Raw genomic sequence first — 23,423 nt, forward strand, 5'->3', positions numbered from 1 at the left:
TCACCGCTTGAGCTGCGTGAGGTTGGGCCGCACCTTCTGCCCCGGATTGAGGAAGGCGCCTGCAGTGATCACCACGCGCTCGGTGCCGTTGAGGCCGCTGGTGATCGCCACGCCAGCGTCGGACACGTCGCCGGTGGTGATCGGACGGCGCTCCGCCTCATCCTTGGCGTTGAGGACATAGACGAAGTTGCCCTTGGCGTCGCTCTGAATCGCCGATTGCGGCAGCATCGGCGCGACCTGACCGCCGGTGTGGAGCCGCGCGCTGGCGAAGCCGCCCGGGCGCAGCGCCTTGTTGTAGGACAGCGCGATGCGGGCGATGCCCTGGCGCGTCTGCGGATCGATCACGGGCGAGACTTGCCACACCTGACCGATGAAGGTCTCGGTCGTGCCCGTCGGCGTGACCTCGGCGCGCGCGCCGACCGGGATGCGCTGGAGGTCCGCCTCGCTGAGCTGCGCGCGCATCTCGAACTGGCCGCCCTGCGCGACGCGGAACAACGTGCCCGATCCCGAGCTCACGATCTGGCCCGGCTCGACCGTGCGGGTCAGCACCAGGCCCGCCGCGGGCGAGCGGATGTCGAGGCGGCGGTTGCGCGCGTTGGTCTCGGAATGCTGTGCCTGCGCGACGCGGACCCGCGCCGCCGCGGCATCGCGAGTCGCGGTCTTGCGGTCGATATCGGCCTTGGACACGAAGCCACGGCCGAGCAACTGCTGCGCGCGGTCGAGCTCGGACTGCGCGATCTTGAGATCGGCCTGCGCGACGCGGACGTTCGCCGCCTGCGACTGGGCGGTCTGTGCCTGGACCGAGCGGTCGACGGTCGCCAGCACCTGGCCCGCCGCGACCCAGTCGCCGGGCTCGACCAGCACGCGCGTCACCTCGCCGCCCTCGCCGGCGACGCCAACCGGCATCTCGCGCCGCGCGGCGAGCGAGCCGGTGCCGCTGATCACGCGGTCGATCGACTGGCGGCCAGGCACCGCGACGGTCACCACCGGAAGCTGGCGATTGCCGCCCCCGCCTTCCGCGCCCTTGGCTGCCGCGCCGGCCTTCTCGCCGCCGCCGCTGCCCGAGGCGAAGGCGAACCAAGCCGCGGCGAGCACCGCGATCGCGACCAGCGCACCGCCGATGATCCACCAGCGCCGCTTCGACCGGCCTTCCCCCTCCAGTGCCAGCTGCTCGTCCCTGCCCAACATCCCTGCCTCATAGTTCATGCGCGACTCTTTCCACCTCGGTCATGCGACCGTTGCGGGCTATCCCCGTCACGCTGTGTTATATGAATAAATCACCGGCCTCAAGAGCCGTTGTTTCCCCGGCCGCTACCTGCCTGTTTTCGTCTTGTTCCGCAAGGGGACATGTGCCGCGCCGCACCATCGAATCGGGGTTTGCAGCGCACGCATCCTCGGGCAAGTTCCGCGCCGGCTTCCCTTCGCGGGAACCGCAGAACAGGAGGAATCGCATGCCCGACGGTATTCTCGGTTGGATCCTCATCGGCCTTGTCGCCGGTGCTCTCGGCAAGCTGATCATGCCCGGCAAGGATCCGGGCGGTATCATTGTCACCATCCTGATCGGTATCGCGGGCGCGTTGCTCGCGGGGTTCATCGCCCCGGCGATCGGCATCAACCTCACCGGCACCTTCACCAGCTATATCGCCGCCACGATCGGCGCGGTGGTGCTGCTGGCGCTCTACCGTCTGGTGATCGCCCGCCGGGCCAGCTGAGCACGGTTCGTCGCACCTAAGGGGCCGTTCAGCCAGCGTTGTCCCGCCGCCGCTAGATGCGGCGGGACAACAAGGAAAGGCCCATACATGGTTCGATTGCTGACGCTTGCGGCGGTTGCCGCCGCGCTCCCGATGGCCGCCGCCGCGCAGGTCGCTGCGCCCGCGCTTCCCGCGGACGGCACGCTGCTCGACGTCGTGGCGGAAGGCGAGGCGACCCGCGTTCCCGACATCGCGACGATTCGCGCCGGCGTCGTCACCCAGGCGTCGACCGCTGCCGCCGCGCTTGCCGCCAATGCGCGGCAGATGACGCGCGTGCTCGCCGCGCTCAAGGCGGCCGGGGTCGCCGAGCGCGACGTGCAGACCGCGACGATCTCGCTCCAGCCGCAATATCGCTATGCCGAGAATCAGCCGCCGGTGATCACCGGCTATCAGGCGTCGAACAGCGTCTCGGTCAAGTTCCGCGACATCGCGAAGAGCGGCAACATCCTCGACGCGCTGGTCAAGGAAGGCGCCAACCAGATCGATGGCCCGAACCTGTCGATCGACCGACTCGAGGCCGCGCAGGACGAGGCGCGGACCGATGCGGTCAAGCGCGCCCGCGCGCGGGCCGAGCTTTATGCCAAGGCGCTGGGCATGCGCGTCGACCGGTTGGTGTCGCTGAGCGAGGCGCTCGACGGCGGCGGTCCCGGACCGGTGCCGGTGATGATGGCGCGGATGGAAGCCAAGGATTCGACTCAGGTCGTGCCCGGCGAGCAGCGCGTCGGCGTGACGATTCGCGTACGCTTCCTGCTCAGGTAGAAACGAAGAAGGGCCGCCCTACGCGGGGCGGCCCTTTCCTCTCCTTGGCCAATTAGCTCAGCGCACCGAACCGCGGCGCACCAAGTTGACGATCGCGAGCAGGATGATCGCACCCAGCAGCGACACCACGAAGCTGTACACCGACAGCCCCTGGTTGATCGATCCGCCGCTGAAGATCAGCCCGCCGATGAACGCGCCGACGATGCCGACGACGATGTTGAGCAGGATGCCCTGCTGCGCATCGGTGCGCATCACCATGCTGGCGAGCCAGCCGACGACGCCACCGATCACGAGCCACACGATGATTCCGACGAGGTCCATTGCTTCCTCCATCTTGTCGCCCGCGCGATGACGGGCCTTGTGGGGAAAAGACTCGCAAGCCGCCAAAATGGTTCCGCCCGCGTTTCGAGGCGCGGGCGGAAGGAGGGAGGAACTCAGGAGGAAGAAATCAATATTTCTGCTGCCGCTCGTAGAGCGAGCGATAGTGCTGGATACGCGTCACGCGCAGGCCCGGCATGCCCGAGCGGTCGATCGCGCGCTGCCAGCCGGCAAATTCCTCGACCGTCAGGCCGTAGCGGTCGCACACTTCATCGACCGTCAGCAGACCGCCATTGACCGCGGCCACCACCTCCGCCTTGCGGCGCACGACCCAACGAGTCGTGTCGGGGGGCGGCAGGGTGTCGAGCGTCAGCGGCTCGCCGAGCGGTCCGATCACCTTGGCCGGGCGGATCTTCTGGTTTTCAATCATCACTTACCTCGATCAGGGCGGGGGGTCCCCGTCTTTGTTCTGTAACGACCGTAGCGGCACCGGCTTGAGCTTCGGCTAAACGGCACGGTAAACGCCGCCTTCATTGCTCTTGCCAGCCGGTTAGCGCGGTTTCCGTGGCATGGTTGAACGCCCCGTGCGCGGGCGCGAGCAACGCGTCCGCCGCAGTGGTGCGCGCGAGCAATGCCTGAAGCTGCGCAGTGGGACTCGCCGCCTGACGCACGGCGACGCCAACCATCAGCACCGCAAGCTCGGTGGGGATGGCGGTCATCACCGCGATGTCCCGGTCGAAACGGAAGCTCAGGTCCACAACGCTACTCGCCTAGAGTCGAATCCACCCATTTTGGATAAAGGCGAAGGTTGAAGGCCGGGTAAACGCGCCCGGATTTTGCATCCGCGCCCCTCCATCCCTATGTGCGGGGCGCGATGACCGGACCCGATTTTCAGTTGAATGGACCGCTGGGCACGCGGCGCATCGTCGTCGCCATGTCGGGCGGCGTCGATTCGTCGGTGGTGGCCGCGCTCGCCGCGCGCACCGGCGCCGAGACGATCGGCGTGACGCTCCAGCTCTACGACCATGGCGAGGCGGTGGGCCGTGCCGGCAGTTGCTGCGCGGGCCGCGACATCCGCGATGCGCGCGCCGTGTGCGACCGGCTCGGCATCGCGCATTATGTGTTCGACCACGCCTCCAGCTTCCGCGAGTCGGTGATCGACGACTTCGCCGACGAGTATCTCGCCGGCCGCACCCCGATCCCCTGCGTCAAGTGCAACATGGGCCCCAAGTTCACCGACCTGTTCGCGCTCGCCCGCGATCTCGGCGCCGACTGCCTCGCCACCGGCCATTATGTGCAGCGCGTGATCGGCGCTGAGGGCCCCGAGCTGCACAAGGGCGCCGATCCGGCGCGCGACCAGAGCTATTTCCTGTTCGCGACCACCGCCGCGCAGCTCGATTTTCTGCGCTTCCCGCTGGGCGGCATGCCCAAGGCGCGCGTGCGCGAGATCGCCGCCGAGCTCGGCCTCGGCGTCGCGGCCAAGCCCGACAGCCAGGATATCTGCTTCGTCCCCGACCGCGATTATGCGGGGCTGGTGAAGAAGCTGCGGCCCGAGGCGGATACCGCCGGCGCGATCGTCGACGAGGCGGGCAACACGCTCGGCGAACACAAGGGCTTGATCCACTTTACCGTCGGCCAGCGCCGCGGGCTCGAGATCGGCGGCAGCCCCGAGCCGCTCTACGTCATCCGGCTCGACGCCGAACGCCGCGAAGTGGTGGTCGGCCCCAAATCGGCGCTCGCCGTGCGCGCGGCACGGATCGAGGGCATGAACTGGCTCGGCGGCAGCTATTCGGGCCCGATGACCGCCAAAGTCCGCTCGATGGCCCGCCCCGTCCCGGCGCGGCTGGAGGGCGATCGCGTGGTGTTCGAGGAGGCCGAATATGGCGTCGCCCCGGGCCAGGCGGCGGTGCTCTATGCCGGCGAGCGGGTGCTGGGCGGCGGCTGGATCAAGGAAACCGAGCGCGCGGCGCTGGCGATGGCCTGAGCGGCGGTCAGGGCGCTTTCAGCGTATCCGGCAGGACGAACGCGGCCTTGGAAGCAACTTGCCGCTCGCACCAGGTGACCGCATCGCCCAGCCCGCGGTTGTCGACCGGATAACGCACGCGATTCCAGCCCTCGGGCAGCCGATTTTCGGGGACGCTGCTGTCCACGTCCTTCCAGTTCCGCGACTTGAAGCTCCACGCGATCTTCCGCGCCGCGATCAGCCGTTCATACAACCGGCTCACATGCCGCCACGGCTCGCTTTCCGTCCTTCGGACCGCCTGATGCCCGCGCCAAATGAGAATGATCTCCCCCGGCTTCGACTCAGGATAAGGCAGGTTCGAGAATTGCCGGGAAGGCAAGGGGATGTTGGCATATTCCCAACGTTCGCCATCGATATACAGCCACAGCCGGTCGCCCAGCAGTGTGATCTGCTCACGCTCGCCATCCTCGTCCGGTGACCCCAGGAAGCTGATCCTCAGCGAGGTCAACGTGCCGGCGCTGTCCATCTCGAAGCTGAATTGCGGGCTTTCGCCGCGACAGCCGATCTGTGTCACCGTCGGCAGTCCGCCGGGCTGGCGCCAATTGACCTGGGTCGTCGCCTTCAAATCCCAGCCGTTGGATCGCTCGGTCGCGAAGTCGAAGCTGTCGGGCCGCTGCTGCGCCAAGGCCTCCTGTTGCGCGAGCACGATTGCGGCGCAGCTGATCCAGACAGCGATCCCCCTCATCTTTTCGCCTCCTATTGACGCTCCAGGAAGGTCGCGATCACCTCTCGCCGCACGCGGAACCCCAATTTCTCGTACAGCGCGATCGCGCCCGCGTTGGTGGCATAGCTGTGCAGGAACGGCGTCTCGCCGCGCGCCACGATCCGCGCCATCACCACGCGCATCAGCTTGCCCGCAAGCCCGCGCCCGCGCCAGTCGGGGTGGGTGCAGACCGCGCTCACCTCGGTCAGGCCGGGCGCGCGCATCCGCTCGCCCGCCATCGCGACGAGCCGGCCATCGACGCGCACGCCGATGAACGCGCCCAGCTTGTGCGTCGCCTCGACGAACGGCCCGGGCTCGGTTAGCGTCGCCAGCGCGACCATCTCGGGCGCGTCGACATCGCCGAGGTTTAGATAGTCCAGCGGCTCAGGCGGCGCGGGGTGCTCGGCGAGCATCTGGACGAGCATCGCCTGCTTCGCGATCGCCAGGCCCGGCGGAACCGGGGTCTCGGCGGCCTCGACCGTTGCGATCTTCCCGCCCGGCGGCACCAGCACGGCGAGCGCGGCCAGCGCCTCGGGCGACTCGTCCGCGGCCGCGGCGAGGATGTTGATCTCCGGCCGGTAGCGTACCGCACGGGCGTCCCCCGCCGCGAACCCGGCCTGCCGCCCGTTGAGCGCAGTCCAGACGGGACGGTCGAGCGGATGGCTCACAGCGTGAACATCCCCTCGATCACCGTCACGCATTTGCCGCGCAGGATCACCTGCTCCCCCGCCGCCTCGCAGCCGAGATGGCCGCCGCGGCGGCTCGCCTGGAAGGCAGTGAAGCGAGCGCGCCCCAGCCGCGCCGCCCAATAGGGGATGAGCACGCTGTGCGCCGAGCCGGTGACCGGATCCTCGTCGATTCCCGCGGCGGGCGCGAAGACGCGGCTGATTACATCGGTCTGGTCCCCTGGCGCAGTGACGATGTTGAGCGTGTCGCCGATCGCGGCGAGCGCGCGAAACTCCGGCTCGAGCGCACGTACCGCCTCGGCGCTGTCGAGCACGACCATATCATAGCCATTGGCATGCCGCAGCATCTCGCCCCGTTCGACGCCGAGCGCATCGAGCAGCCCCGGCACCTCGGCCGATTCGGGCGGATAGGCGGGCAGCGCCATGCGATAGCCATCGCCTTCCCGCGCCACTTCGAGCACCCCCGCCTTGCGCGTGCGGAAGCGGACGCGTTCGAGCGCCGGATCGCGCGTCAGCAGATAATGCCCGCTCGCCAGCGTCGCATGCCCGCACAGCGCGATCTCGACCGCAGGCGTGAACCAGCGCAGCTCCCAGTCCGCCTCGCCGCTCGCATCGGGGACGATGAACGCGGTCTCGGCGAGGTTGTTCTCCTCGGCGATCGCCTGCAGCACCGCATCGTCGAGCCACGCGTCGAGCGGCATCACCCCGGCCTGGTTGCCGGTGAAGGGCCGGTCGGCAAAGGCGTCAACCTGGGCGAAGGGAAGCTGCATCGTCACTCCTTGAGCTGCTCGATCTCGTCGGCCTCGCGCAAGTCGTCGCCCGGATGGTCGACATGCCCCGCCGGGTCGACATGGATCAGGATCTCGGTGCCGGGGAAGGCCGCTTCAAGCCGCGCCTCGAGCTTTTCGACCAGCGCATGCGCCGCCTCGACGGACATCGTGCCGGGTACGTGGATATGGAATTGCGCGAAGTCCCGCGATCCGCTGGTGCGCGTGCGCAGGTCGTGCAGGCTCTGCAGCTCCGGCTCGCGCGCCGCGACCTCGACCAGCGCGCGGCGCTTCGCCTCGGGCCATTCGCGGTCCATCAGCTGCGCGATCGCGTCCGCCGCGGCGCGCCATGCGCCCCACAGCAGCCACAGCGCGATGGCGATGCCGAACAGCGGATCGGCGCCGCTCAGCGACAGATACTGCTCGGCGGCGAGCGCGGCGATCACCCCGGCGTTGAGCAGCAGGTCGGACTGATAGTGAAGCCGGTCGGTGCGGATCGCGATCGATCCGCTCGCGGCGATCGCGCGCTGCTGATAGGCGGTGAGCAGCAAGGTGACGAGGATCGCGGCGAGCGAAACCGCGATCCCGGATTCGGCTCGCGCGGCGACCTCACCCGTGCGCAGCCGCTCGACCGCACGCACCGCGATGAACCCGGCGGAGATCGAGATCAGCGCGACCTGAAACAGCGCCGCCAGCGCCTCCGCCTTGCCATGGCCGAAGCGATGCTCGGCATCCGGCGGCTGCGCGGCGATGCGCACCCCGGCCAGCGTGACCAGCGAGGCGACGAGGTCGAGCAGGCTGTCGGCGAGGCTGGCGAGCATCGCCACCGATCCGGTCGCCCATGCCGCCCAGCCCTTGAGCCCGCCGAGCAGCACCGCCGCGCAGACGCTCGCGATTGCTGCGCGGGTGGGCGTCGCGCTCACGGGTAAAGCAGCCCCTCGGTCCAGGCATCCCCCTCGCGGATGAACACGCGGCGCTCGTGCAGCCGGTGCGCGCGGTCCTGCCAGAACTCGATTCGCTCGGGCATCACGCGATAGCCGCCCCAATGCGGCGGGCGCGGCACGTCCTGTCCCTCGAACCGGTCGCGCATCGCTTCGTAGCGCGCCTCGAAGGTCGCGCGCGTATCGAGCGGGCGCGATTGGTCGCTCGCCCAGGCGCCGAGCTGCGAATCGCGGCTGCGGCTCGCGAAATAGGCGTCGGATTCGGCCTCGCCGGCGAGGCTCACCGGACCCTCGATGCGGATCTGGCGGCGCAGCGTCTTCCAGTGGAACAGCAGCGCCGCCCTGGGCACCGCGGCCAGTTCGTCCGCCTTGCGGCTTTCGCGGTTGGTGTAGAAGACGAAGCCGCCGGGCCCGTGCCCCTTGAGCAGCACCATTCGCAGCGAAGGCTGGCCGGCGGCGTCGACCGTCGCCAGCGCCATCGCGTTGGAGTCGTTGGGTTCGCTCGCCCGCGCCTCGGCGAACCATTGGTCGAACAGCGCGAAGGGATCGGTCATGCGCGGGCCATAGCGGCTCGGCGCGCACATAAAAAGGCGCCGGCCTGACCGGAACCGGGCCGGCGCTATCACCGATGAGAGGACTCCGGTTCGGGGGGAGAGGCGTTTGGGCAGCGAGCTAGGCGAAGGTGCTTTTCGGGATGTGCGTGATGCGGCAGGCGAGGTCGGCCTCGCCCGACGCCACGACATAGTGATCGCCCGCATCGGCGATGCCCGTCGTGAACACCACGTCGTGGACGTACATCCGGTCCGCCAGCGGCGCGGTCAGGTTCGGACTCGCCTCGAGCAGCGGGGCCTGCCCGGTGTGCAGCAAGACCGAGGGATCGTCGCGGTCGAGCAGCGACCAATAAGTGCGGTAGATGCCGACGATCTCCTTGGGCTCGACCCCGTGCCACAGCGTCAGCCAGCCGCGCGCGGTGAGGATCGGCGGCGTGCCTCCACCGATTCGCGCGGTCGCCACCGTGCCGGCATGCGGGCGGATGCCCGGGTTCAGGTGCGGCTTCCAGTGGCGGCCGTCGGGCGAGGTGGCGAGGTTGATCGACGGCCCCGCGCGCCACTCGCTGCCCGGCGGATAGGCGAAATAGAGATCGCCGAGCGGGCGGGTCTGCGCCCAATATTGCCCGCCGGGCCTGCCCTCGAAGATCAGCATGTCCTTGTTCTGGTGATCGAGCGCGACCCCGTCGAAGCGCCAGTCGATCCCGTTGTCCGACGCGTACAGCGTGGTCGAATGCCGCTCGGGGCTGACCGAGCAGGTCGTCATCAGCCATTCGTCGCCGACCTTGCTGATCCGCGCATCCTCGACGCCATAGCATTGGAAGCTGCCCTCGGGCGCGACCGCCTTGTCGTAATGCACCGCCACGACCTCCAGCCCGTCCGCCGACAGCTCGACCGGCAACAGCCAGGACAGCGAAGTCAGCGCCATGATCCGCCACCCGCCGCCGCGCAGCATGAACTTGCGCGGGTCGGCGGTGTCGGTGAGGTCGAGTGGCCAGCCGTCGAGGACATAGATGCCGTCCTTCCAGCGGATCGCATGCACCATGCCGTCGCGGATCGGCTCGCGCAGCGCCTCGGCGATGCGCACCATCAGCAGCAGATTGCCGCTGGGCAGCCGCGTCATCCCCGGGTTGAAGGCGCCGAGCACATAGGTCTCGGCATCGAGATGCCCGGCGAGCGGCGAGCGCGACAGATCGACATCGTCCGGCCCGAAGACGAGTTGGTCGATCGGAAAACAGGTCATGCAGTACCACCCGGCAATTGCGCTTCCTTGATGAAAGCCGTGCAACCAAGCCATCACCCAGCCGCAGGTTCCATCCCACCCTGCACAATTGCAATGTCCGCATCCCGCTCATATCCCGTGCACAGGAGACACGGATGAGCCGATCGACACGCAGGACACTTGGCAGCGTGACCGTACAGGATGTCGCGCGCGCCGCCGGGGTCTCGGCGATGACCGTGTCGCGCGTGATGAACGGCGGCACCAACGTACGCGAGGATACGCGAAAGTCCGTGCTCGCCGCCGTCGAGAAGCTGAACTACCGCCCCAATGCGGCGGCCCGCTCGCTCGCCGCCGGCGGCGCCGCGCAGATCGGATTGCTCTATGCCAATCCGTCGGCGAGCTATCTCAGCCAGTTCCTGATCGGCGCGCTCGAAACCGCACGTCGCGCCGGCTCGCATCTCGTGCTCGAATCCTGCGAGGACGAAGGCGAAGCAGCGCAAGCCGAGGCGGTCCGCCAGCTGATCGATGCCGAAGTGCGCGGCGTAGTGCTTCCCCCGCCGCTCTCCGAATCGCAGACGGTGCGCGCCGCGCTGGCCGACGCCGGCATCCCCTGGGCGGCGATCGCGATGGGATCGCGCGAAGCGGGCACGCTCAATGTGCGCATCGACGATTTCGAGGCGGCGCGCGCGATGACGCGGCACCTGATCGAGCTCGGCCATCGCGACATCGCCTTCATCATCGGCCACTACAACCAGGTGGCGAGCGCGGAGCGGCGGCGCGGCTTCGTCGCGGCGCTGGAGGAGGCAGGGATCGATCCCGCCCGCGCCGCGATCGAGCAGGGCCTGTTCACCTATCGCTCCGGCCTCGACGCGGCCGAGAGGATCCTCGCCGGACCCCGTCTGCCGACTGCAATCTTCGCCTCCAATGACGACATGGCGGCCGCTGCGGTCGGCGTCGCGCATCGCCGCGGGCTCCAGGTTCCGGGCGACATCAGCATCGTCGGGTTCGACGACACCGCGATCGCCACCAGCATCTGGCCCGCCCTCACCACGATCCGCCAGCCGATCGCCGACATGGCGGAGGCCGCGATCACCATGCTGCTGCGCCGCGTGCGCGAACGGCCCGGCCAAACCGGTGCCTCCGAGGAGGAGGTCCTGCCCTACGAGCTGGTCGTCCGCGAATCCGCCGGACCGCACCGCGGCTAGCGGCTCGAAGACAAGGCTTGCCAAGCCGTTTCGAAGCGGCATAGTTACCGCTAACAAACAACGCGCCGGAGCGCGTCATTGGGAGGGACGGGGATGAACGAGGCAGTCGCCAGCCGCGCCAATATGGGGCTGATCATCGCCATCGTCGCGGTCGCGACGATCGGCGGCCTGCTGTTCGGCTATGACAGCGGCGCCGTGAACGGCACGCAAGCCGGCCTCAAATCCACCTTCGGCCTCAGCGAGGGGGGTCTGGGCTTCACCGTCGGCTCGCTGCTGATCGGCTGCTTCATCGGCGCCTTCCTCGCCGGCCGCCTCGCCGACCTGATGGGGCGGCGCAACGTGATGATCCTGACGGCCATCCTGTTCCTGATCGGCGCGCTGATCCAGGGGTTCAGCCACGAGCAGTGGATCTTCGTCGCCGCGCGCATCGCGGGCGGCATGGCGGTGGGCGCAGCGAGCGTGCTCTCCCCCGCCTATATCTCCGAGGTCGCCCCTGCCGACATTCGCGGGCGGATGACGACGATCCAGCAGATCATGATCATCTCCGGGCTCACCGCGGCGTTCGTGGTGAACTATTATCTCGCCCGGACCGCGGGCGCCTCGACCAATGAATTCTGGCTGGGCTACGAGGCGTGGCGCTGGATGTACTGGATGCAGGCGATCCCCGCCACGGTGTTCCTGGTCGCTTTGTTCTTCATCCCCGAAAGTCCGCGCTACCTGGTCTCCAAGGGCCGTCACGAGGAGGCGACGCGCGTCCTCACCAGCCTGTTCGGCGCCGGTACCGCGGCGCGGAAGCTCGCCGAGATCCAGGCGAGCTTCGCCGACCACCGCCCGGCGCTGCGCGACATCCTCGATCCGGTGAAGGGCGGGGTGCGCCCGATCGTCTGGGCGGGCCTGCTGCTCGCGGTGTTCCAGCAGCTCGTCGGCATCAACGTGATCTTCTATTACGGCGCGACGCTGTGGCAGCTCGCCGGCTTCACCGAGAATGATGCGCTACTCATCAACATCGTCTCGGGCCTGGTCTCGATCGCGGCCTGCTTCGTCACCGTCGCGCTGGTCGACCGCATCGGGCGCAAGCCGCTGCTGCTGATTGGCTCCGCAGGCATGGCGGTGACGCTGTTCACGATGGTCTTCGCCTTCAGCCAGGGGTCGCTCGACGCGGCCGGCAAGCTGGTGCTCTCGCAGCAGCTCGGCACCGTCGCGGTGATCGCCGCCAATCTCTACGTCATCTTCTTCAACGTCTCGTGGGGCCCGGTGATGTGGGTGATGCTGGGCGAGATGTTCCCCAACCAGATCCGCGGATCGGCGCTGGCGGTGTGCGGCTTCGCGCAATGGTTCGCCAACTATCTCATCGCGCAGAGCTTCCCGATCATGGCCGCTGGTCTCGGCCTCGCCGTAAGCTACAGCTTCTACGCGGTGTGCGCGCTGATCAGCTTCTTCCTGGTCCAGAAGTTCATCCACGAGACCAAGGGCAAGGAGCTCGAGGAGATGCAGGGCTGAGGGACGGCTCGCCCGGCGACGTCAGACGCTGAGCGTCATCGCCAGTCTCAGCGTCGCGCCGGGCGCGAGCACGTCCATGCCGTCGCGGTTGATCGCATCGGGCAGGTGGCTCACCGGCTCGACGCAGAAGAAATCGGCGGCGGGCGGACGATAGAGGTGAAGGACGCGCGCGCCCTCCCCGCGCATCGCAAATCCGCCCCAGCGCTGCCCGATCCCTGCCGCGCCGTCCCAGCCATCATAGGCATTGTCGATCAGCGTCGTGCCCGCGACAGGTGCGGTCGCCGGCCAATCACCAAACGCCTCGGCGGGCGCCGATTCGGTCGGCAGCATTGTTTCGTCCGCAAGCCACACCCGCTCGGCCGTGAAGGTCAGATAGGTCTCCGCGTCGCACGGGAAATAGGGGTGCAGGCCCAACCCCGCGGGCATCGGCGTATCCGCCGCGTTGGTCAGCGAAAGCTCGACCCGCATCCGCTCTGGCGCCAGCGTGAAACGCTGTTCGGCGCGATAGGCCCAGGGCCATCCCGCACCGCCGTCATGCGTATGGGCCAACGTCGCGCGGTCGGGGCCAGTCGCCGCGATCGTCCACGCCGCCTGCCAGCCGAGACCGTGCAGGCTGTGCGGATGATCCCCGAAGTTCAACGGCAGCTGGTGTTCCTGCCCAGCGAACGCAAACCGCCCGTGCGCGATGCGGTTGGCATAGGGCACCAGCGGGAAACAGCCCGCGGCGAGCGGGTCGGCGATGCCTCGCGGCGCAGGCCGCAGCACATCATGGCCGTCATGCCGCAACGCTCCGATCGCACCGCCCAGTGCGGGCAGCAGCTCGAGCGCCCAGCTATACGCGTCGAGCTTCACAGCCCGACCGAGACCTCATGCCCCGCCGCGCCCGGCACCGATACCTCGAACGCGAACAGATCGCCGGCGTGCGGCTCGGCCGCGCGGCCTTGCGCATCGAGATGCTTGTTCGCGGTGGTCGCATAGACCGTGCGCAGGTCAGGTCCGCCGAACGCCACCTTGGTGATCGCGCTTACCGGGAATTCGACCACCTCGAGCAGCTCGCCCGTGGGCGCATAGCGCCGCACCGCACCGCCATTGTAGAGGCCGATCCATATGCAGCCCTCGGCATCCACCGCGGGACCGTCGGGAAATCCCTCGGCATTGGGGATCACGGCGAATTCGCGCGATTCGCCCAGCGTCCCGTCCACGCCGATCGCGGCGGCGTAGACGATGCCCCCCAGCGTATCGACATGATAGAGGGTGCGCCCGTCAGGGCTCACCGCCGGGCCGTTGGAGATCGATACCGCCGCGGTCTCGGCGACGCAGCCGCCGTCGGCGCCGAGCCGGTAGATGCGCCCGGTCACCTCGCCCTCGCCATCGTCCATCGTGCCGAACCACAGCCGGCCGGCCGGATCGACCGTGCCGTCGTTGAGCCGGTTGCCGGGCAGCGCGGGCTCGGGATCGACCAGCGGCACGAAGCTGCCATCGGCGGGATCGAAGATCGCAAGGCCGGTCTGCAGCCCGGCGATGAACTTGCCGTTCGCCGCGGGCAGGCAGAAGCCGATCTGCGCGGGCGCGTCCCAGCTGCGCTTGTCGCCGTTCGCCGGATCGAGCCGGTGCACCTTGTGCGATTTGATGTCGACGAACCACAACGCCGCGTCGCGCGCGACCCACACCGGTCCCTCGAGCAGCGGCGCGCCGAGCGCCCAGACCGATCGCGGAGCGCTCCGGACGACCGCCGTCACCGCCAGCCCGCGTCGACGAAATAGCTGTGTCCGGTCACCAGACGCGCATCATCGGAGGCCAGGAACAAAACCATCGCCGCGACATCCTCCGGCGCGAGCCGTCCGTCAAGGCATTGCGCTGCGACGATCTCCGCCTCGCCGTCGGGCGTATACCATTGCAGCTGACGCGGCGTGCGGACATTGCCCGGGATCACGCAAGTCGCGCGAATGCCGTCGCGGCCGAGATCGCGCGCCAGGCTGCGCGTCAGCCCCTCGATCGCCGCCTTGCAGGTCTGGTAGAGCACCAGGTCGTTGAGCCCGAGATGCCACGAGATCGAGCCTAAATTAACGATCGCCCCGCCGCCCTTGGCGCGCATCGCCGGCACCACCGCCTGCGCGCAGAAGAACATGTGCTTGAGATTGACGCTCAGCCGTTCGTCCCAATAGGTTTCGGTGATCTCGTCGATCGAATGCCGATCGTCATTGGCGGCGTTGTTGACGAGGATGTCGAACGCGCCCGAACGCTCGACCAGTCGCGCGATCACTGCCTGCAACGTGGCGACGTCGGTCAGATCGACTCGTTCGAAACACGCCTTGTGCCCGCCCTCGGCCAGCCGTTCGACCAGCAGCCTGGAATCGGTTTCGGCGATGTCGAAGAAGGTGACGTCGGCGCCCTGCCGCGCAAACCCCTCGACAATCCCGGCGCCGATCCCCGATCCGCCGCCGGTAACCAGTACCCGCTTGCCGGCGAGGCTCGGGTAGAGCGCGCGCTGCGACGCCTCGATCGCGGGAGCGTGCGCGCCCATCTAGGCCGGCTCCGCCACGCGCCGCGCCGCAAGGCTGCGGTAGAGGTCACGGATGCCGAAGGTCCAGGGCGCGGCGTTCTTCGAGGTGGTGACGCGGTTGGCCAGCGTGCCGAGCCGGGGCGAATGGATGCGCACGGTGTCGCCCACCTTGTGCGTGAAGCCGCGGCCGGGCTCGTCGCGGTCCTGCACCGGCGCGAACAGCGTGCCGAGGAACAGTGCGAAGCCGTCGGGATATTGATGCTCGGACAGGGTCTGGCGAACCAGCTCGAGCGGATCGCGGCTGATCTGGCTCATCGAGCTGCGCCCTTCGAGCCGGTAGCCTTCGGGCCCCTCGATCACCAGGTCGAGCTCGGCGTTGCGCACGTCGTCGATCGTGAAGCTCGCGTCGAACAGCCGCACGAACGGCCCGATCGCGCAGGCGGCGTTGTTGTCCTTAGCCTTGCCGAGAAGCAGCGCGCTGCGCCCCTCGAAATCGCGCAGATTGACGTCGTTGCCCAGCGTCGCGCCGACTGCCTTGCCCGCGGCGTTGACGATCACCACCACTTCGGGTTCGGGGTTGTTCCAGCTCGAATCCGAGCGGATGCCGACCTCCGCCCCCCAGCCGACCGACGAGAGCACCGGCGCCTTGGTGAACACTTCGGCATCGGGGCCGATCGCGACCTCGAGATATTGCGACCACATGTCCGCCTCGATCAGCGCCGCCTTGAGCTTCGCCGCCTCGTCGCTGCCCGGCACCACCGATCGGATGCCGCCGCCGATCCTGTCCTCCAGCTCGGCGCGGATCGCCGCGGCCGCGCTTGCATCACCCCTCGCGCGTTCCTCGATCACCCGCTCGATCGCCGAGACCGCGAAGGTGACCCCGCACGCCTTGACGCATTGCAGGTCGATCGGCGCGAGCAGCGCATGCGCGCCGCCGCCAACCGTGAGATCGCCGATCCCGCACAGCTCCGGGCCTTCGGCAGCGGCCGGATCGTCGAGGTCAAACAGGTCGGCGGTGGTCGGCGCGGCGGCCGACACGTCGAGCACGCGCCCGCCGCGCACGATCACCGGCACCGGTCCGTCGGCCAGCATCACCCGGCCCGCCAACACCGCCTGTTCATGATCGGCGGGGAGCGCCGCGATATCGAAGCCCTGGCTCACATTCTCTCCCTTCGCCGCAGCCGTCATGATACGCGGCCTGACGCTGATACCGGTGTCGATGATAGCGCTATCACGCAGTCTTCTCGACCGCAAGGCGAGACACGCATCAGAGCTTCCAGGCCCCGTCGATGCGCGCGGGCACGCCCGCCTGGCCGCCTTCGCGCAGTGCGTCGGGCAGCAGCGCCTCGGGCAGGTCCTGATAGCTCACCGGGCGCAGGAAGCGATCGATCGCGAGCGTGCCGACCGAGGTGCTGCGCGGGTCCGACGTCGCCGGATAGGGCCCGCCATGCACCATCGCATGCGTCACCTCGACTCCCGTCGGCCAGCCATTGGCGATGACGCGGCCGACGGTGCGCTCGAGCACCGGAAGCAGGCCTCGCGCTGCTTCATAGTCGCCCTCGTCGACCTGCAGCGTCGCGGTGAGCTGGCCTTCGAGCTCGTCCAGCACGGCCTTGAGCTCGTCCAGGCTCGCGCAGCGCACCACGACCGAGGACACGCCGAACACTTCGTGCAGATGCACCGGATCGGCGAGGAAGTCCTTGCCCGCCACGCTGAACAGCGCCGCACGGCCGCGGTTCGGGCCTTCGGGCTCGGCACCCTCGGCGAGCCTGGTGACATAGGCGCTGCCCGCGAGCTTGGCCTTGCCGCTCTCGAACGCCTCCCAGATACCGTCGGTCAGCATTACCTGCGCCGGCTGGCCCGACAGCACTTCGCCGGCACGTGTGACGAAGGCGTCGAGCTCGGGGCCGTCCACGCCCATCACCAGCCCGGGATTGGTGCAGAACTGCCCCGCGCCCATCGCAAGGCTCGCGACGAACGCATCGGCCAGCGCAATGCCCCGCGCCTTGAGCGCCTCGGGCATCAGGATCACCGGGTTGATCGCCGACATCTCGGCATAGACCGGGATCGGGCGCGGGCGCGCCGCGGCGATCTTCATCAGCGCCTCGCCGCCGCCGCGCGAGCCGGTGAAACCCACCGCCTGGATGCGCGGATCGGCGACCAGCGCCTCGCCGACGCGGCGCGAGGTGCCGTTGACCAGGCTGAACACACCCGCCGGCATGCCGCACTTCTCGACCGCGCGGGCGATCGCCGTCGCAATCAGCTCGGCAGTGCCAGGGTGCGCCCGATGCCCTTTCATCACCACCGGGCAGCCCGCGGCGAGCGCGGAGGCGGTGTCGCCGCCGGCGGTCGAGAAAGCGAGCGGGAAGTTGGACGCGCCGAATACCGCGACGGGGCCGATCGGAATCATGCGCAGCCGCAGGTCGGGCTTGGGCGGCGTGCGCGCCGGATCGGCATGATCAATGCGCAGCTTCTGCCACGCGCCGTCGCGCACTTCCCTGGCGAACAGGCGCAGCTGGTTGGCGGTGCGCCCGCGCTCGCCGGTGATGCGCGCGGCGGGCAGGCCGGATTCGCGGCTGGCGCGCTCGACCAGTGCCTCACCCAGCGCCTCGATCTCGTCGGCGATCGTTTCAAGGAAGCGCGCACGCTCCTCGAGCGGCCTGGTCGAATAGGGCAGGAATGCAGCTTCGGCCGCAGCGCAGGCGTCGGCGACGTCCTGCTCGCTCGCACCGGCGAAGCCCGCATCCTCGATCTCCGCCCCGGCGGCGGGATCATAGGCGCGGAAGCGTTCCGCCGACTGACGGCGCTCGCCGCCGATGAAGAGTCCGCCCGTCAGTTCCATCGCTCGTCTCCATCGATTGCCGCGGCCGGTCAGCCGGCGCCGGGAAGGTGCCGCCTAGGTACAATCGTCATATGAATTTTCAACCCGTGCGGGCCAAAATACTGGTAGCGCTACCACCTCCAAGCGTCAACGCGCCCCACCATTGCGTTTTCAGCGCAGACGCGCGCTCATCAGGAAACGTTCGCGGCTCTCCGCGGCCTTGCGCCGCAGCTCGAGGATCGCGCGCTCCTCGGTCGCGTCGAGCATCGCTTCGAGCAGCCGGTTGAAATGCTGGCGCATCGCGACGCGCGCCGCGCCCGGATCGCCCGCGCGCAGCGCGTCGACGATCGCGCCATGCTCCTGTCGGCGCGTGCGGCCGTCATGCTGGCAGACGCTGGCATAGGTGGTGCGCACTTCGGGCACGTCGGTGCGCATCCGCCACAGCGACTTGATCACATGGATGATCGCCTGGTTGCCCGATGCCGAGGCGATCAGCAGGTGGAATTCCTGGTCGGCCTCGGTCGACTTGTCGTCCTCGCTGTCGTCACGACCCATGATCTCGAGCAGTTCGTCGAGCCGTTCGAGCGTCTCGGGCGTGATCGTCGATGCGGCGAGCGCCGCCGCCTCGGACTCGAACAGCGAGCGCGCTTCGGTCAGCTCGAACGCGCTCACCGCCGGCGCCTCGTCGGCGCGCGCTGCCTTGCCGTCGGTGACGTAGACGCCCGAGCCGGTCTTGATACGAATGCGGCCGATCGCCTGCAGCGCAATCTCCGCCTCGCGGATCGTCACGCGGCTGACGTTGAAGCGCTCCGCCAGCTCGCGCTCGCCGGGCAGGCGTGATCCGGGCGGAAACACCCCCTCGTCGATCAGCGCGGTGATCTGATCGGCAATGCTCTGGTATAGCCGGTCAACCACGGCGGTCCTCACCAATTCGCATCACCCGATCCTTATTGCCTGCGCGCCAAAGCGCAAGCACATGCGAGCGGCCCGCGCCCGCTCCGTCGGCCCGCCGGGAGGAGGGGCGGATGGACGGAAAGGACGCGGGCCGGCGCGGTATCGGCATGGCCGACCGGGACTAGAGCCGGACGCGCGCGCCGATGAAGTAGCGCGGGCCGTAATAGTGATATTGGCGCGAACTGCCCTGCACCGGCATGTAGGTCGCCTTGGGCTCGTCGAAGATGTTGATCGCCTCGAACCGCAGCGACACGTTCTTCATCAGGTTGAGCGTCGCGCGCAGGTCGAACGTCTCATTGTCCTCGACGTAACGCAGCTGCGTGTTGCCGCCGACAAAGTCCTGATAATAGTTCGACCGGTAGTTGTAGATGCCCTGCACCGACAGCGGACCGATCTCGTAATAGGCCTGGGCCGACAGCACGTGCTTCGAATAGCCGCTGATGTTGGCGGGCGGGATGATCCCCGGCGTGATATCGCCGGTCACCGCATCGACTACATCGCCCAGCCGGATGTCGTGCGTCTTGAAGTCCGAATCGGCATAATTGTAGCTGACTTTGAAGCCAAGGCCGTCGAGCGGCTTGGGCAGCCAGCTCAGGCGGTGCGCGGCGGTGACTTCGAGGCCCCAGATGCGGCTCTTGTCGTCGCTGTTCTGGGTCTGCGTCACGGGCACGGTGATCTGCTGCCCGCCGATCGTGAACTGCTCGTCGATCACCACCGGGATGAACCCGCCGCTGAACTGCTTATAGTAGACCGTGCCCGACAGGAGGGTGTCGCGGTTGGGGTACCATTCGAGCGCGAGGTCGCCGTTCCACGACATCAGCGGCTCGAGCCGCGGGCTGCCGTTGGCGGTGATGTTCCTGATCGCGTCCTCGATCGAGGTAAACGAGGTGCCACTCTCGAGCACGATCGAACGGCCCGCGCCGAGGCTGCTCGGCGCTGGACGCGACATCGCGCGATAGACCGCCGCGCGCAGCAGCAGGTCGTCCTTGAGGTCAAAGATCGCGTTGAGGCTCGGCAGGGCGCGCGTCGTCGCATTCTCGATCACGACATTGGTGAAGTCGCCGGATTCGACCAGGCGGATGCTGCCATCGGGGTTGGTCACGACGTCGAGGTCGCTGCGCAAGCCGACCGAGGTGACCTCGGTCCGCACCACGCGCACGCCGAAATTGCCGCGCACCGGCAGGCTGCCGAGATCGCCGCGATACTCGCCCATGATGTAGCCGGCATAGACCCGCTCGGTCACGTCGCGGTTGGCCACCGCGCGCGTGTCGGCGTTGCGCCCCGGATCGACGCTGCCGGTATATTCGCGGAACAGGCAGTCGGGGTCGAAGGTCGCCCAGCTGGTGATCGTGTTGCCTTCCGCTGCCTTGAGGAAGTTGGTCTGCGGGAAGGCGCGTACGCGGCAGAGGTTGTTGATGCGCCGGTCCTCGGTCATCGCCGGGTTGAGGTTGAACTCCTTGCGGTCGTCATAGTCGTTGAAGGTCAGTTCGGAGATGCGCCCGCCGACCGACAGGGCATCGAGGAAGCCGCCGAACTCGTAGCGCGCATCGAACCGGCCAGCGATGATCTCGTTGTGACGCCGGCTCTCGTCGCGGCGCATGCGCGCATCGTCCCAGAACAGATTGTGATTGTTGAGGTTGAAGCGCGGATCGATCGTCACGCGCGGCACGAATTCGCCCTCGGGCAGCGAGAAGCTGTACGGTACGCGCATGCTGCTGGTCCCGAACGGCGCCGTGGCGAAGAAATTACGCGTGTTGTTGACGTCGAACGGATCGGTGCGCAGCCGCGCGTTGCGTTCGATCTCGGTGCGGATGGTGCGCGAGAAGGAGGCGTCGGCGGTGAGCGTCAGGCGATCGATGGGCTGCCATTTGATCTGCGCCCCGCCGCCCAGATACTCTTCCGACCGCGACAGCTCGGATGCGGTGGATTCGAGCGCGGACAAGCCGTTGAAGCTGCGCAGCACGTGGTTCTCGTCAAAGACCACGTTGGTCAGCCCGAAGCGCATCTCCGAGATGTTGAGGTCGCGCCGGTTCTCGACGAAGGTGCGGTCGGAATATTGCACGTCGATGTTGAGCTCGAACCGGTCGCTCGGCTGCCACTGGATCGCGCCGAAGAACGCGTCGCGCTTGTCGTCCTCGCTGATCTGGCGCCATGCCATCGAGTTGGGGACGAGGTAGAAGGGCGCCCCTGCCAAGGCTTGGGCGCGCGTTACTTCGGTGCAGGTGCCGTTGGCGACGACGGTGGGCGAGCAGGCGGTCCAGGTCGAGCTGCCCGCGACCGTCTCCTCGGGGTTGCTGCCTTCGTTGCGCTGATAGCCGAGCGAAATGCCGAGCCGGCCGAGCCCGCCCAGGTCGAACTGGTCGACATAGCTGGCGGTCACGCGATAGCCGAGCCCGCCGCTGCCGACGATGCGGTCGCCATAGGGGCTGAAATTGCCCTTCAATTCCGCCTGGATGCGCCTGCCGTTCACACTGAGCGGACGGAGCGTACCGAGCTCGATCGTGCCGGCGACGCCGCCCTCGATCAGGTCGGCCTGCTGCGACTTGTAGATCTTGATCTCGTTGATCAGCTCTGACGGGAACTGGTTGTAGTTGACCGAGCGGTCGCCGCTGCCGTTGGTCGCCTCACGGCCATTGAAGGTCGAGTTGCTGAGGAACGGGCCGAGGCCGCGCAGCGCGATCTCCGAGGCATCGCCCTTCTCACGATGGGTGGTCGCGCCGGTAATCGTCTGGATCGCCTGGCCGACCGAGAGCGCGGGCAGGTCGCCGATATCGTCCGACGAGAGCGCGTCGACGATCGCCGTCTCGTTGCGCTTGGTCGCGATCGAGGTCTGGATTGTCTCGCGGATGCCGGAAATGACGATCTCTTCCTCGTCCGCCGGCGCGGCTTCGGCGGGAGGCGCCTGGTCCTGTGCCATCGCCTGCGTCGCGGCGAGCAGCGACAGCGCCGCGCTTCCCATCAGCCATGCGCGACGCGCACGTGCCGAACGCTCGGCATTGGCCGGCTTACCCATTCGTCCTCTCCCTGAGTCCAATCTTGTCGATACACTGTTTGCCGGTTGACCAATAATTGTCAACCGATCTCTTATGCCTTTACCGGTAAATTGGTCCTACCAATTATGGTACGAGCTGCGATGCCAGTGCCGGGACCGCGCGCGCCAGGTCGTCCGCCACCAGCTTGGCGAACACGCCCGCCCCGGTCTCGCCGAGATGGGTGTAGTCGAACTTGCGCGTATGCTGGCCGCGCGGTCCGCCGGGCTTGACCGGCAGGTCGGGCAAGCGCGCCTCTTCCGCCGAACGCGGCTTGAGCGTGGTGCCGGTCTTGGCAGCGGCGCGCTCCTCGGCGGTGGGCTCGGTTTGCGCGAGCGCCATCGACTCCTCGGCCCCCAGCTTCTGCACTACCGCCGCGCTGCGCCGGTTGAGATCGACCAGCGGCGTGTTGGTCGCGGTGGCGACCTTGCGCACTTGCTCCGACCAGCTCTCGAGCGTGTTATCGAGCTTGCCGTCCTTGAACTGGCGGCGCGCCAGCGGCGTCACCAGCACAGGCACCGCGCCCGCTGCGCGGACCTCCTCGACCATATGGGCGAGGTTCGCCGGGAACTCGGTGCCCTGCTCGGTCCAGCGCTCGGGGGCGCTCGACTGGTCGTTATGGCCGAACTGGATCAGGACATAGGTCGCCTTGTATCCCGCCACCTTGGCCTCGGCGAGCGCGATCGGCCACGAGCCTTCCTGGCGGTAGCTGCGCGTCGAACGCCCGCCGCGCCCGAGATTGAGGCACGCGGTCGACGATTTGACATGCCGTGCGCAGAACATCGACGCCCAGCCACTGCCGACCGCCATCGTCGAATCCCCGACCAGTATGATCTTGTACGGCTCGATCGGCGGCGCATCGGTGCGCTCGCGCGCCTGCTGCGCTAGCGCGGGCGAAGCCACGGCCAGCACGGCGGCGGCGAGCACAAGCCGGCTCACGAGAAGAACAGCCCGCCGTTGATGTCGACGTTCGTGCCGGTGAGGAACGAAGCATCGCCCGAAGCGAGGAAAGCGACCGCCGCCGCGACCTCGTCGGGATGTCCCTCGCGGCGCAGCGGGGTGTTGCCAGCGACCGCGGCACGGCCCTCGGGCTTGGAGAAGATGTCGTGGAACGACGTGCCGATCAGCCCCGGGCACAGCGCGTTGACGCGGATCCCTTGCGGCCCCAGCTCCTTCGCCCAGCTGCGCGTGATCGTCATCAGCGCGCCTTTGGACGCGGCATAGACGCTCGCGCCCGGCCCGCCGCCATCGCGCCCGGCCTGCGAGGCGATGTTGACGATCGCCGCGCCCTCGCCGAGGTGCGGCAGCGCCGCCTTGGTGACGAGGAAGGCGGACTTGAGGTTCAGGTCCATCACCGTGTCGAAGAACGCCTCGTCCATCTCGGCGAGCGTCTTGCGAGCCACCATCCCGCCCGCGCAGTTGACCAGCACGTCGATCTTGCCGCCGAACGCCTCGGTCGCGGCCTTGACCAGCCACGCCGCCTCGTCGGCCTTGGTCACGTCGGCGCGCGCGAGCAGGCCGGTGCCGCCAGCGGCCTCGATCGCATCGAGCGTCGCCTTGGCCGCGGCCTCGTCGCTGCGATAGTTGATGACGACCTTCGCGCCCTCGCTGGCGAGACGCAGCGAAATCGACTTGCCGATGTCGCGCCCACCGCCGGTGACGACGGCAACCTTGTCCTTGAAACGCATGAATA

At 68.2% G+C, this 23,423-nt stretch carries 24 protein-coding genes; 5 read left to right on the forward strand and 19 right to left on the reverse strand.

The features are described from left to right. Entirely contained in the window at nt 1–1,206 is a 1,206-nt protein-coding gene (locus tag OK349_RS10135; RefSeq protein ID WP_265117690.1) for an efflux RND transporter periplasmic adaptor subunit, read from the reverse strand. Between the two features lie 245 nt (nt 1,207–1,451). Here OK349_RS10135 and OK349_RS10140 point away from each other — a divergent pair, with 245 nt between their 5' ends. Continuing rightward, the gene (locus OK349_RS10140) at nt 1,452–1,712 is read left to right on the forward strand and encodes a GlsB/YeaQ/YmgE family stress response membrane protein (RefSeq protein ID WP_265117691.1); all 261 of its coding nucleotides are present in this window, start codon (nt 1,452–1,454) and stop codon (nt 1,710–1,712) included. An 87-nt stretch (nt 1,713–1,799) separates the two neighbouring features. Next, the gene (locus OK349_RS10145) at nt 1,800–2,510 is read left to right on the forward strand and encodes an SIMPL domain-containing protein (protein ID WP_265117692.1); all 711 of its coding nucleotides are present in this window, start codon (nt 1,800–1,802) and stop codon (nt 2,508–2,510) included. A gap of 57 nt (nt 2,511–2,567) precedes the next feature. Here the strand turns inward: OK349_RS10145 and OK349_RS10150 are convergent, their stop codons facing one another. The 3 genes from OK349_RS10150 to OK349_RS10160 form a co-directional block, all read right to left on the reverse strand. Continuing rightward, complete coding sequence (locus tag OK349_RS10150) at nt 2,568–2,831, reverse strand: GlsB/YeaQ/YmgE family stress response membrane protein (protein ID WP_265117693.1); 264 nt, start codon at nt 2,829–2,831, stop codon at nt 2,568–2,570. Between the two features lie 127 nt (nt 2,832–2,958). Continuing rightward, nucleotides 2,959–3,258 carry a CtrA inhibitor SciP gene (locus tag OK349_RS10155; protein ID WP_265117694.1) on the reverse strand — a complete coding sequence of 100 codons (300 nt, stop codon included), beginning with the start codon at nt 3,256–3,258 and terminating at the stop codon, nt 2,959–2,961. Nucleotides 3,259–3,358: 100 nt separating this feature from the next. Then, nucleotides 3,359–3,586, reverse strand: coding sequence for a hypothetical protein (locus tag OK349_RS10160; protein ID WP_265117695.1), 228 nt, complete (start codon nt 3,584–3,586; stop codon nt 3,359–3,361). A 116-nt stretch (nt 3,587–3,702) separates the two neighbouring features. Here OK349_RS10160 and mnmA point away from each other — a divergent pair, with 116 nt between their 5' ends. Then, nucleotides 3,703–4,812: a tRNA 2-thiouridine(34) synthase MnmA gene (mnmA, locus tag OK349_RS10165; protein WP_265117696.1), complete on the forward strand. Its 1,110-nt coding sequence runs from the start codon at nt 3,703–3,705 to the stop codon at nt 4,810–4,812. 7 nt (nt 4,813–4,819) lie between these two features. Here mnmA and OK349_RS10170 read toward each other — a convergent pair whose 3' ends face one another. The 6 genes from OK349_RS10170 to OK349_RS10195 form a co-directional block, all read right to left on the reverse strand. Further along, nucleotides 4,820–5,497 (reverse strand): hypothetical protein, encoded by a 678-nt coding sequence (locus OK349_RS10170; protein ID WP_265117697.1) that lies wholly within the window; start codon nt 5,495–5,497, stop codon nt 4,820–4,822. Between the two features lie 50 nt (nt 5,498–5,547). Beyond that, on the reverse strand, nt 5,548–6,255 hold the full coding sequence (locus OK349_RS10175; RefSeq protein WP_372340547.1) for a GNAT family N-acetyltransferase: 708 nt from the start codon (nt 6,253–6,255) through the stop codon (nt 5,548–5,550). Next, complete coding sequence (locus OK349_RS10180; RefSeq protein WP_265117699.1) at nt 6,219–7,010, reverse strand: PhzF family phenazine biosynthesis protein; 792 nt, start codon at nt 7,008–7,010, stop codon at nt 6,219–6,221. The genes OK349_RS10175 and OK349_RS10180 overlap by 37 nt, the downstream gene beginning before the upstream one ends. 2 nt (nt 7,011–7,012) lie before the next feature. Then, nucleotides 7,013–7,930, reverse strand: coding sequence for a cation diffusion facilitator family transporter (locus OK349_RS10185; RefSeq protein WP_265117700.1), 918 nt, complete (start codon nt 7,928–7,930; stop codon nt 7,013–7,015). Further along, nucleotides 7,927–8,502 carry a pyridoxamine 5'-phosphate oxidase gene (gene pdxH, locus OK349_RS10190; protein WP_265117701.1) on the reverse strand — a complete coding sequence of 192 codons (576 nt, stop codon included), beginning with the start codon at nt 8,500–8,502 and terminating at the stop codon, nt 7,927–7,929. Before pdxH ends, OK349_RS10185 begins: the two co-directional genes overlap by 4 nt. Before the next feature lie 118 nt (nt 8,503–8,620). Continuing rightward, nucleotides 8,621–9,739 carry a glycoside hydrolase family 130 protein gene (locus OK349_RS10195; RefSeq protein ID WP_265117702.1) on the reverse strand — a complete coding sequence of 373 codons (1,119 nt, stop codon included), beginning with the start codon at nt 9,737–9,739 and terminating at the stop codon, nt 8,621–8,623. 134 nt (nt 9,740–9,873) lie between these two features. Here OK349_RS10195 and OK349_RS10200 point away from each other — a divergent pair, with 134 nt between their 5' ends. Together OK349_RS10200 and OK349_RS10205 are read left to right on the forward strand one after the other, a co-directional pair. Beyond that, nucleotides 9,874–10,923 carry a LacI family DNA-binding transcriptional regulator gene (locus tag OK349_RS10200; RefSeq protein WP_265117703.1) on the forward strand — a complete coding sequence of 350 codons (1,050 nt, stop codon included), beginning with the start codon at nt 9,874–9,876 and terminating at the stop codon, nt 10,921–10,923. Between the two features lie 93 nt (nt 10,924–11,016). Next, nucleotides 11,017–12,423 (forward strand): sugar porter family MFS transporter, encoded by a 1,407-nt coding sequence (locus OK349_RS10205; RefSeq protein WP_265117704.1) that lies wholly within the window; start codon nt 11,017–11,019, stop codon nt 12,421–12,423. Between the two features lie 21 nt (nt 12,424–12,444). Here OK349_RS10205 and OK349_RS10210 read toward each other — a convergent pair whose 3' ends face one another. From OK349_RS10210 to OK349_RS10250, 9 genes are all read right to left on the reverse strand, one after another. Then, complete coding sequence (locus OK349_RS10210; protein ID WP_265117705.1) at nt 12,445–13,275, reverse strand: aldose 1-epimerase; 831 nt, start codon at nt 13,273–13,275, stop codon at nt 12,445–12,447. Continuing rightward, entirely contained in the window at nt 13,272–14,162 is an 891-nt protein-coding gene (locus OK349_RS10215; RefSeq protein WP_265117706.1) for an SMP-30/gluconolactonase/LRE family protein, read from the reverse strand. The genes OK349_RS10210 and OK349_RS10215 overlap by 4 nt, the downstream gene beginning before the upstream one ends. Beyond that, complete coding sequence (locus OK349_RS10220) at nt 14,159–14,947, reverse strand: D-xylose 1-dehydrogenase (RefSeq protein ID WP_265117707.1); 789 nt, start codon at nt 14,945–14,947, stop codon at nt 14,159–14,161. Before OK349_RS10220 ends, OK349_RS10215 begins: the two co-directional genes overlap by 4 nt. After that, nucleotides 14,948–16,114 carry a fumarylacetoacetate hydrolase family protein gene (locus OK349_RS10225; RefSeq protein WP_372340548.1) on the reverse strand — a complete coding sequence of 389 codons (1,167 nt, stop codon included), beginning with the start codon at nt 16,112–16,114 and terminating at the stop codon, nt 14,948–14,950. A 79-nt stretch (nt 16,115–16,193) separates the two neighbouring features. Further along, a complete protein-coding gene (locus OK349_RS10230; RefSeq protein ID WP_265117708.1) occupies nt 16,194–17,768 on the reverse strand; it encodes an aldehyde dehydrogenase (NADP(+)) in 1,575 nt (524 codons plus the stop codon). Nucleotides 17,769–17,918: 150 nt separating this feature from the next. Beyond that, complete coding sequence (locus OK349_RS10235; protein ID WP_265117709.1) at nt 17,919–18,662, reverse strand: FadR/GntR family transcriptional regulator; 744 nt, start codon at nt 18,660–18,662, stop codon at nt 17,919–17,921. 160 nt (nt 18,663–18,822) lie between these two features. Continuing rightward, nucleotides 18,823–21,714, reverse strand: coding sequence for a TonB-dependent receptor (locus OK349_RS10240; protein ID WP_265117710.1), 2,892 nt, complete (start codon nt 21,712–21,714; stop codon nt 18,823–18,825). Between the two features lie 103 nt (nt 21,715–21,817). Then, the gene (locus OK349_RS10245) at nt 21,818–22,669 is read right to left on the reverse strand and encodes a rhamnogalacturonan acetylesterase (protein ID WP_265117711.1); all 852 of its coding nucleotides are present in this window, start codon (nt 22,667–22,669) and stop codon (nt 21,818–21,820) included. Beyond that, complete coding sequence (locus OK349_RS10250; RefSeq protein WP_265117712.1) at nt 22,666–23,418, reverse strand: SDR family NAD(P)-dependent oxidoreductase; 753 nt, start codon at nt 23,416–23,418, stop codon at nt 22,666–22,668. The genes OK349_RS10245 and OK349_RS10250 overlap by 4 nt, the downstream gene beginning before the upstream one ends. Nucleotides 23,419–23,423 lie beyond the last annotated feature (5 nt).

This window comes from Sphingomonas sp. BT-65, from assembly GCF_026107375.2.
Lineage (GTDB): Bacteria > Pseudomonadota > Alphaproteobacteria > Sphingomonadales > Sphingomonadaceae > Sphingomonas.

Excerpts from the sequence above, each read along its gene's own strand:
- OK349_RS10250 (WP_265117712.1), bottom strand. The coding sequence starts at position 23,418 with ATGCGTTTCAAGGACAAGGTTGCCGTCGTCACCGGCGGTGGGCGCGAC.
- OK349_RS10150 (WP_265117693.1), bottom strand. The coding sequence starts at position 2,831 with ATGGACCTCGTCGGAATCATCGTGTGGCTCGTGATCGGTGGCGTCGTC.
- OK349_RS10195 (WP_265117702.1), bottom strand. The coding sequence starts at position 9,739 with ATGACCTGTTTTCCGATCGACCAACTCGTCTTCGGGCCGGACGATGTC.
- pdxH (WP_265117701.1), bottom strand. The coding sequence starts at position 8,502 with ATGACCGATCCCTTCGCGCTGTTCGACCAATGGTTCGCCGAGGCGCGG.
- OK349_RS10145 (WP_265117692.1), top strand. The coding sequence starts at position 1,800 with ATGGTTCGATTGCTGACGCTTGCGGCGGTTGCCGCCGCGCTCCCGATG.
- OK349_RS10220 (WP_265117707.1), bottom strand. The coding sequence starts at position 14,947 with ATGGGCGCGCACGCTCCCGCGATCGAGGCGTCGCAGCGCGCGCTCTAC.
- OK349_RS10230 (WP_265117708.1), bottom strand. The coding sequence starts at position 17,768 with ATGGAACTGACGGGCGGACTCTTCATCGGCGGCGAGCGCCGTCAGTCG.
- OK349_RS10175 (WP_372340547.1), bottom strand. The coding sequence starts at position 6,255 with ATGCGTGACGGTGATCGAGGGGATGTTCACGCTGTGAGCCATCCGCTC.
- OK349_RS10180 (WP_265117699.1), bottom strand. The coding sequence starts at position 7,010 with ATGCAGCTTCCCTTCGCCCAGGTTGACGCCTTTGCCGACCGGCCCTTC.
- mnmA (WP_265117696.1), top strand. The coding sequence starts at position 3,703 with ATGACCGGACCCGATTTTCAGTTGAATGGACCGCTGGGCACGCGGCGC.
- OK349_RS10225 (WP_372340548.1), bottom strand. The coding sequence starts at position 16,114 with ATGACGGCTGCGGCGAAGGGAGAGAATGTGAGCCAGGGCTTCGATATC.
- OK349_RS10140 (WP_265117691.1), top strand. The coding sequence starts at position 1,452 with ATGCCCGACGGTATTCTCGGTTGGATCCTCATCGGCCTTGTCGCCGGT.
- OK349_RS10240 (WP_265117710.1), bottom strand. The coding sequence starts at position 21,714 with ATGGGTAAGCCGGCCAATGCCGAGCGTTCGGCACGTGCGCGTCGCGCA.
- OK349_RS10200 (WP_265117703.1), top strand. The coding sequence starts at position 9,874 with ATGAGCCGATCGACACGCAGGACACTTGGCAGCGTGACCGTACAGGAT.
- OK349_RS10155 (WP_265117694.1), bottom strand. The coding sequence starts at position 3,258 with ATGATTGAAAACCAGAAGATCCGCCCGGCCAAGGTGATCGGACCGCTC.
- OK349_RS10135 (WP_265117690.1), bottom strand. The coding sequence starts at position 1,206 with ATGAACTATGAGGCAGGGATGTTGGGCAGGGACGAGCAGCTGGCACTG.
- OK349_RS10205 (WP_265117704.1), top strand. The coding sequence starts at position 11,017 with ATGAACGAGGCAGTCGCCAGCCGCGCCAATATGGGGCTGATCATCGCC.